We start from the raw sequence: 8,014 nt of genomic DNA on the forward strand, positions 1-8,014 counted from the left end.
GCGTCGCCACGCCCCACATCCCCGACACCAGTGCCATTGCGCGCGGCCACAGGCGCTCTTCGAACACCAGTTGGATCATCGAGTAACACAGGGCCAGCAAGACCCCGCCGCCCAGCCCCTGGATGGAGCGCCCCGCGAGCATCACCGGCATGTTCGGCGCCAGGGCACAGATCAGCACGCCTACCATGAACACCAGTGTGGCCAGCGCATACGCCAGCCGTGGACCGGTGCGTTGCAACAGCTTGGAGGTGAGGGCGGAACCGAGGATCGAGGCCACCACGTACAGTGTGGTGCTCCACGCATAAAGCGCCAGGCCGCCGATTTCGGCCACCACCGACGGCAGGATGGTGGTGGCGATATAGGTGTTGGTGGCATACAGCGCGATGCCGCCTGAAAGGGCAATGGAGCGGGTGGCGTTCTTGCCGCTAAGCAACTCGCCCCAACTGCTGTCTTGGGTTTGCATCAACGATTCCTTGTAATGCGTTCGCGGAATGGAAGCCGGCGAAGGGCTAAGCGTCAGGCTTGAGGTAATTAACCAAGCAATTGCTTTTAATATTGCGTTGAGGCGAATTATTTTGCAAGGAATGACTTGTCAGGTGGCTGAGTCGCTATGGCAGCCGAGGGGGGGCGTGAGGCGCGCGGTTTCCCACGGCCGGCAGCACTTCACACCATCAGTTTCCGGCTGAACTTGGTTTCCATCACGATATGCGAAGCGGTGTGCGCCACCCCTTTGATCATGTTGATCCTGATGAGCTCGGCATTGAGTTCGCTCAGGGTGGCGGTGGCCAGGTGAATGATGAAATCGGACTCTCCCGAGACCGCGTAAACGGCCTGCACCGCTTCCATCCTGCGCAGCGAGGTCATCACATCGGTGTAGCTCTTGTTGGTGCAGGAGGTCATGGTAAAGCAGGTAACCGTCTGCTGAAGTCGGTCCTGGTCGATGCGCACGCTGTAGCCGGTGATGACGCCGGCCTTTTCCAGGCGGGTAATCCGCTCCTGCACCGCAGAGCGCGAGACCCCGAGCTTGCGGGCCAATGACGCGGTGGGTTCGCGTGCGTTGGCTTGCAGCAGGCCAAGCAATTGCCTGTCCTTGTCGGTGAGGTTAAACAGTGGACCGGGATTCTGCGTATCCATGGACACGTCCTTGACCCTCGCTGGGGTTCAGTTTTTATGAGTCGCCCTGTGTTGCGAGCGCTTTTCCTGAAACATATCCATCATTTTCAGGCCGGCGTAAACCGTTTGTGCGGCCGCCGGGCCCAGGGGGCCGCCATTCCATTCCAGGCCGTAGGCATCGAACAGGCGGTAGCGATCGGTTTCGCCGCAGATCGCCTCGGCGATGACGCGTGCGCCGATCGGCGCGGTGTTCATACCATGGCCACCAAATGATGTACACGCCCACAATCCCTGCCCCAGCGGGCCAATGTGCGGCATCTTGTGCCGCGCATAACCCATCAACCCGGACCAGGCCTTGGCGATCCTGATGCCGCGCAATTGCGGATAAACGTCGAGGATATCCTGCGTCAGCAATTGCCCCAGGCGTTTCTCATCCTGCAGGTTGCGCGTGGTAATGCGGCCGCCCCAGAGCAGGCGGTCGCCCTCGACGATGCGGTAATAGTCCGAGGCCCGGCGGTTATCGCCCACGGCATCGGAGGTACAGACCGCCTCGGCCAGGCGATCGCCCAGGTGCTCGGTCAGCACCGCATAGGTCGCGATCGGCAGGAAGGCGCGGCGTAATTTGCCGAACTCAGGCCCCCCATAGCCGCCGCAGCAGTACACCACGTGGGCACAATCGACAGTGCCCTGATCGGTGATGACCCGGTGTCGCCCGTTGCGGCTTTCGACGGCGGTCATGGGCGAGCGTTCATGGATTTTGCCACCACTTTGCTCGATCAGTCGGGCCAGGCCGAGGCAATAGTTCAAGGGGTGGAAGTGAAAGCCATGGTTGTCGCGCAGCGCCTGGAAATACCGCTCGGTCTTGAGCTTTTCGCGCACCGCCTGGCGATCCAGATAGTCGAGGTGAAAGTCGAAATCCGCGGCCATTTTGTCCCGCACGCGCTGCAGGTTGTCGCCATCTTCGTAGCGCACCACACTCAGTTTCCCCGGGGTTGGCGTGCAGCCGGGCAACTGATGACCGGCGATCATGCCCCGAACAATCTCGACGCCTTCAAGCGACAGTTTGAACAGCGCGGCGGCCGTCGGTTTGCCGCAGCGTCGCTCGATGGCGGCCAACCCTTCGGACCAGCCCTGGAGCACGAAGCCACCGTTGCGTCCTGACGCTCCCCAGGCCACGCGACCGGCATCCAGCAGCACCACCGACTGCCCGCGGGAGACCAGCTCCCACGCCGTGCTCAGCCCCGCCAGCCCGGCGCCAATCACGCACACATCGGCCCGGGCGTTGCCACACAGCGCCTGGCGTTCAGTCGTGTCGCGCATCGTGGCGGTGTAGTAATTGTTGTTATAGGAGTACATGAAGTCGGCCGTCCTTTTTTCGCGGCGCAGGCATACAGCGCGCCGCGTCGAGGACGGGGCGCCTGTACGGCCTGTGGGGGTTTTTACTGCACCTGGGTGAGGTCGGCGCCGTACCATTTCTCTGACAATTGCTTGAGCGTGCCGTCGGCTTTCATGTCGGCGACGATCTTGGTCAGCGCGCTGTTGAACGCCTCGTCGCCCTTGTCCACGGCGATGGCCAGGGGTTCGTAGTAGGCGGGTTTGCCTTCCACCCTGACGATGGGGTAGCCATTCTTGACGGCGGCGACGATGGTGGGCAGGGCGGACAGGGTTGCGTTCAGGCGCACCCCGTCTCCCATGCGCAGGTCATCCAGCGGGCCCATGCTGTCGCCGTACGTGCGAACCTCGCCGGGGGTGACTTCGTAAGTGAACGGCGGCACATCGGCGGCGTCGATCTTCAGGCGGCGGTTGATATAGTCCTCCGAAGTCGTACCGACTTCGACGCCGATGATCTTGCCGTTCAGGTCCGCCACTTTGGTCTCGGCCGCGTCCTTGTGCACCGCGAATACATACGGCGTGTAGTAGTAGATCGCGGGGAAGTCGAGCACCCGGGTGCGCTCGGTGGTAGGCGTCATGGAGCCGACCGACAGGTCCCAGCGGCTCGACCAGCGCCCGGCGGTGATGATCCCGTATTCGGGCGTCACGAAGTCGACTTTGCTGCCCAGGCGTTTGCCGATTTCGCTGGCGACGTCGATATCGAAGCCTTGCAGCTTATTGTCCGGGCCCAGGAACGATTGCGGTGGCCAGTTGGCCGACGTGGCCACCTTGATCACCTTGGTTTCATGGATGCGGTCGAGGGTCGAGCCCGCCCAGGCCGCGCCTGTGAGGCTGGTGAGGGCGGTGGCGACAGCGGCTGCGGTGAAGAAGCGAGTGAACGAGATCATGGGTAAGCCTCCAGTATCTTGAGTGCGGTGCCTGTTGTTTTTATCGGTGACTTCGCAAGGTTCGACGGTGCTGCTCAGTGGCTGAGAATCTGCGACAGGAATTCCCGGGCACGCTCGTGCTGCGGGTTGTCAAAAAACTCGGTGGGTTTGGCTTGCTCGATGATGCAGCCCTGGTCCATGAAGATGATCCGGTCGGCCACCCGCCGGGCGAATCCCATCTCGTGGGTGACGCAGACCATGGTGATGCCGTCCTGGGCCAGTTCGCCCATCACGTCCAGCACTTCCTTGACCATCTCGGGGTCAAGGGCCGACGTGGGCTCGTCGAACAGCATGATGCGCGGGCGCATGCACAAGGCCCGGGCAATGGCGACGCGCTGCTGCTGGCCGCCCGAGAGCTGGCTGGGGTATTTGTCGGCCTGGTTCCCGATGCGCACCCGATCCAGGTATTCATAGGCCAGTTCGCGGGCCTGGGGCTCGCTGAGCTTGCTCACCAGACGCGGTCCCGCCATGAGGTTCTCCAGCACCGTCATGTGCGGGAACAGGTTGAACTGCTGGAACACCATGCCGACCTGGCGCCGTATGCCCGCCACGCAGGCGGCATCACGGGTCAACTCGGTGCCCTCGATGAACACGTGGCCTTTCTGGAAGTCTTCCAGCAGGTTCAGGCAGCGAATCAACGTGGACTTGCCGGAGCCCGACGGCCCGCAGACCACCACGATTTCACCGCTGGCAATGTGCAGGTCGATGCCCTTGAGCACATAAAAATCGCCATACCATTTATGCATGTCCTGGATCGATATTGCAGGGTATGGAGCAGGGACTATTGAGGGCTGATTCATCGTCATGCTCCTGGTTCAGCGATGGGCGCGGTTGAAGTGCTTTTCCAGGCGGGCCTGGACGGTTTCCAGCATGATCGACAGCAGCCAATACAGCACGGCGGCGGTGATCAGCATTTCCAGGTGCCGGAACTCGGCGCGTCCCTGGGTTCGTGCCAGGAACATCAGCTCCCAGACGCCGATCACCGACACCAGCGAACTGTCCTTGAGCATCGAGATGAACTGGTTGCCCGTTGGCGGAATGATCAGGCGCATGGACTGCGGGAGAATCACCCGGGTCATCGTCTGGAACGGGTTCAGGCCAATCGCCCGCGAGGCTTCCCACTGGCCCCGCGAGATGCTGCTGATACCGGCGCGGAAGATCTCCGTCATGTAGGCGCCATAACACAGCGAGAGCGCCAGGATCCCGGCTGGAACCGCTCCAACGACATAGCCCAGTTGAGGGATGCCCAGGTAAATCAGATAGATCTGGATCAGCAGCGGAACGCCGCGGAAAAACGAGGTGTAGAAGCTCGCAATCGCAATCGCGAAGCCGTTGGAAGACAAGCGCGCGGTGGCGCCCAGCAGCGCCAGGACGAACGCAATCGCAATCGAAATCGCCGACACGTAGACGGTGGTGAACACCCCCTGGGTGATCATGAAGCCGATTTTGGTCGCGATGAAACTGTAGGAAAGGTTGAAGGTGTCGAAGAACAACAGGAACAGCACCAGCAACTCGCACCAGACCGTGATGATCTGCGCGCGCAAGGGAAAGCGGCCAAGGATGAACAGGTTCAGCACCACCGTCAGGGTGAACGTGCCGCCCACTGCAATATCTCGTGCCAGTGGTGCCTTCAGGTCGAGAACGATGGGGCCCATCAAGTGGGAGAGGCGGCCTTCACCGACGCCGCAGGCGAGCGTGATGATGAAAATCACCACGGCCACCGCGCCCATGAATACCGCGCTGTCCGTCATGCGGGTCTTGACGATATGGTCTCTGTACATGGCTTACACGCCCCGGGGTGAGCCCCTTTATTGTTGTAAGCCCATTATGGGTTGACGAAATGCCGGGCGGCACCCTGCGGATTGTTGGGATTTGTGGTTTTTATTGGCGTATGAGGGGAGGGGAGCCGTACATATGCCGGGCGGAGTCATCAGGCTTTCGCCAGCAATCATTTCGCGCCAGACTCATGGGCATTCATCGCCCCAAGGTAGCCACCATGATTTCCCATGTGTTTTTAGGTACAGGTGATTTTGATCGGGCTTTTGCTTTCTATTCGAAGGTGATGGCTGAGTTGGGCCTCAGGTTGAAATTTTGCGATGCGGATAAACCGTGGGCCGGTTGGGTGGCTGAAACCGCACCTCGCCCGATCTTCGTCATTGGGGCGCCATTTGATGGCAAACCGAGTGCACCTGGGAATGGGCAGATGGTGGGGCTACTTGCACCCAGTCGGGAAACGGTTAGAAGAAGTTATACAGCGGCGTTGGCGCTCGGCGGGATATGTGAAGGAGAGCCTGGATTAAGGCCTCACTACCACCCCGATTATTACGGCGCGTATTTTCGAGATACTGATGGCAACAAGCTGTGCGTGTGCTGCCATGATCCACAAGCAAATTACCCTCGGTGAGGGTGAGTTGAACGAGCAAAAGCTGAGGCTGGGATTTCGCATAGGCCAGGACGCTACGCAGCAGTTTGTTTCCGATGCCTTTCTGGAACGTACATTCCGAAGAGCGTCGACCCGAAGCAGCCTCTCAACACGTTTTGTGAGGACCCGTCGCCAACGTCTGCCATGTGAGTCCGAGCTGCATCAATTTCCCCACAGCAAAAGGTTCACCAGGTTCGGCAAACCCAGAAAGTAAATCCCGCTCTCCGCCGAAATTCCGGGCGCGCCGTCCATTGGCACTCCTGATTCAGCAAGCACTCACCCCGTGGCGAGGGAGCAAGCTCCCTCGCCACAGGTTGTCGGCTGCCCTTACGCTTGCGGTATTGGTCAGACGGTTACCGTTCTGCCACCTGCGCTGAGTGCTTTCGCCCCATTTTCGCGCACGGTACAGCGTGTTTTGCACGACGTCCCGCCTATCCAGCGGGCCCGACAACAGCGGTCCGTTTCTTGCTAGAGCCAGCTTAATCAATGACATGGCATTTTGCCGTCAATCATTTCAAAGCTTGATTCGCTGTTGAGGCGAGTGGTTCTAGGAGTAGTCGGACATGCAAAGTGTGTTGTCGCCAGGTATCCGCCTGCTCGGACGTTTTGGATTCGCGCGCAAGTTCCAGATCCTGTTTTTCCTGTTCATGCTGCCCCTGGCGGGCAGCCTGTGGATGATCGCGCAGGAGTACCGCACCAAGCTGACGGTGATTTCCAGTGAGCAATCCGGGGTGCGCGAACTGCTGGCGCTGGATGCCCTGGACGCCCAACTGACCGCCCAGCGCAACCTGGCGGCGCGCTGGAAAGCTGCCGACATCCTCCACGACCAGACACCCGCGGCCAAGGCGGCCATGACTGCGGTCGATACCAATTTCCCGCTGATCCTGCAAAGCGTGCAGGCCCTGGGCGAGGCCCTCAAAGCCCAGAACGCCCGCCCGGATACCCTTGCACGTTTTGAGGCATTGCAAGCCTCGGTCACGGGCATGGATTCCCAATCCCTGCGCACCGTGGGCTGGTGGCCGGATGGTTATGACCGCTTCACGTCTGCGCTGAGCGCGATGCAAACCCTGCGCGAACAGATCACCATGGACACCGGGTTGATCCTCGATCCGTGGCTTGAAACCTATTTGCTGATGCAGATTTCCACCCAGCAAACCCCCGACCTGATCGAGCGTATCGGGCGTATGGCGAGCGTCGGGCAGTCATCCATCGCATCGGGGCAGTTCACCCTGCAAAGCCGTTTGCAGATGCGTGATTTGCGCGGTCGCATCGGCGACGCAAGGGACCAGTTGGTCAAGGCCGCCGCATCCCTCAAGGCCAAGCAATACCCGGGGCTGCAAACCTGGATCGCGCAATACGACGACAGCTTGCAACTGCTGGACAACGAACTGAAGACCCTGGACGAAGGCGTGTTCGGCGGCACCATCAAGCTCGATACCACCGGCTTCGAACGCAGTGTGGATGGCATGCTTGGCGCCCTCGGCGCGTTGCGTAAACAGTCGCTGACCTCGCTGGACGCGCGCCTGGGTTACTACCGCGACAGCTCGCTCAAGCAATTCATTCCGGTGGCGGTGACGTTCAGCGTGCTGGCGCTGGCAGCCCTGTACCTGTTCGTGTGCTTGCAGGCATCGATTCGCCGCAGTGCCAGCGGCATCACCACCCTGGCCGAATCCCTGCGCGACGGTAATCTGTGCGTTGAAGTGGCGGTGGAAGGGCGCGATGAACTGGCGGCCATCAGCACGGCGCTCAACGTGGCGGTGGTGCAGTTGCGCACCAGCCTGCTGGGGGTCAATCACGAGACGCAGCAGTTGGGCTCTGCGGTGCTGACACTCAATTCGCAATCGGGCAGCACGCTGACCGAAGTGGAAGACCAGCAACAGCAGATCAGCCAGATTGCAGCGGCCGCCACACAGTTGGCCGCGACCTCCATGGGCGTCGCCAAGAGCTGCGAGCAGGCCTCCGGCAGCGCGCAGAAAACCCGGCAGATTGCCGAAGACAGCAGCCGCGACAGCCAGCGCACCACCGCGAGTATCCAGCAACTCAACCAGCGCTTGACCGACACCTCCGATGCATTGGAGCGCGTCAGCCAGCAGGGCCAGCAGATCCAGTCGGTGGTTGACACCATTCGGGGTATCGCCGAGCAGACCAACCTGCTGGCGCT

The 8,014-nt window shown here is 60.9% G+C and carries 8 protein-coding genes; 2 read left to right on the forward strand and 6 right to left on the reverse strand.

The annotated features are described in order from the left end of the window. The 6 genes from HX846_RS17270 to HX846_RS17295 form a co-directional block, all read right to left on the reverse strand. On the reverse strand, positions 1–463 hold a 463-nt coding region (locus tag HX846_RS17270; RefSeq protein ID WP_178965770.1), incomplete at its 3' end, for an MFS transporter. 200 nt (positions 464–663) lie between these two features. After that, positions 664–1,134: an Lrp/AsnC family transcriptional regulator gene (locus HX846_RS17275; protein WP_003215617.1), complete on the reverse strand. Its 471-nt coding sequence runs from the start codon at positions 1,132–1,134 to the stop codon at positions 664–666. Positions 1,135–1,161: 27 nt separating this feature from the next. After that, positions 1,162–2,469, reverse strand: coding sequence for an FAD-binding oxidoreductase (locus HX846_RS17280; protein ID WP_178965771.1), 1,308 nt, complete (start codon positions 2,467–2,469; stop codon positions 1,162–1,164). 83 nt (positions 2,470–2,552) lie between these two features. Further along, positions 2,553–3,392: a transporter substrate-binding domain-containing protein gene (locus tag HX846_RS17285; protein ID WP_178965772.1), complete on the reverse strand. Its 840-nt coding sequence runs from the start codon at positions 3,390–3,392 to the stop codon at positions 2,553–2,555. A 74-nt stretch (positions 3,393–3,466) separates the two neighbouring features. After that, complete coding sequence (locus HX846_RS17290; RefSeq protein ID WP_178965773.1) at positions 3,467–4,231, reverse strand: amino acid ABC transporter ATP-binding protein; 765 nt, start codon at positions 4,229–4,231, stop codon at positions 3,467–3,469. A 15-nt stretch (positions 4,232–4,246) separates the two neighbouring features. Further along, complete coding sequence (locus tag HX846_RS17295) at positions 4,247–5,212, reverse strand: amino acid ABC transporter permease (protein ID WP_178965774.1); 966 nt, start codon at positions 5,210–5,212, stop codon at positions 4,247–4,249. Positions 5,213–5,427: 215 nt separating this feature from the next. Between HX846_RS17295 and HX846_RS17300 the strand changes: the two genes are divergently transcribed. Both HX846_RS17300 and HX846_RS17305 read left to right on the forward strand, forming a co-directional pair. Then, positions 5,428–5,835 (forward strand): VOC family protein, encoded by a 408-nt coding sequence (locus HX846_RS17300; RefSeq protein ID WP_178965775.1) that lies wholly within the window; start codon positions 5,428–5,430, stop codon positions 5,833–5,835. Positions 5,836–6,416: 581 nt separating this feature from the next. Next, on the forward strand, positions 6,417–8,014 hold a 1,598-nt coding region (locus tag HX846_RS17305), incomplete at its 3' end, for a methyl-accepting chemotaxis protein (RefSeq protein WP_178965776.1).

The sequence above is a fragment of the Pseudomonas sp. K5002 genome, from assembly GCF_013386655.1.
Taxonomy (GTDB): Bacteria; Pseudomonadota; Gammaproteobacteria; order Pseudomonadales; family Pseudomonadaceae; genus Aquipseudomonas.

Coding starts and splice junctions, on each gene's coding strand:
- HX846_RS17275 (WP_003215617.1), bottom strand. CDS start 1,134: ATGGATACGCAGAATCCCGGTCCACTGTTTAACCTCACCGACAAGGAC.
- HX846_RS17280 (WP_178965771.1), bottom strand. CDS start 2,469: ATGTACTCCTATAACAACAATTACTACACCGCCACGATGCGCGACACG.
- HX846_RS17285 (WP_178965772.1), bottom strand. CDS start 3,392: ATGATCTCGTTCACTCGCTTCTTCACCGCAGCCGCTGTCGCCACCGCC.
- HX846_RS17290 (WP_178965773.1), bottom strand. CDS start 4,231: ATGAATCAGCCCTCAATAGTCCCTGCTCCATACCCTGCAATATCGATC.
- HX846_RS17295 (WP_178965774.1), bottom strand. CDS start 5,212: ATGTACAGAGACCATATCGTCAAGACCCGCATGACGGACAGCGCGGTA.
- HX846_RS17300 (WP_178965775.1), top strand. CDS start 5,428: ATGATTTCCCATGTGTTTTTAGGTACAGGTGATTTTGATCGGGCTTTT.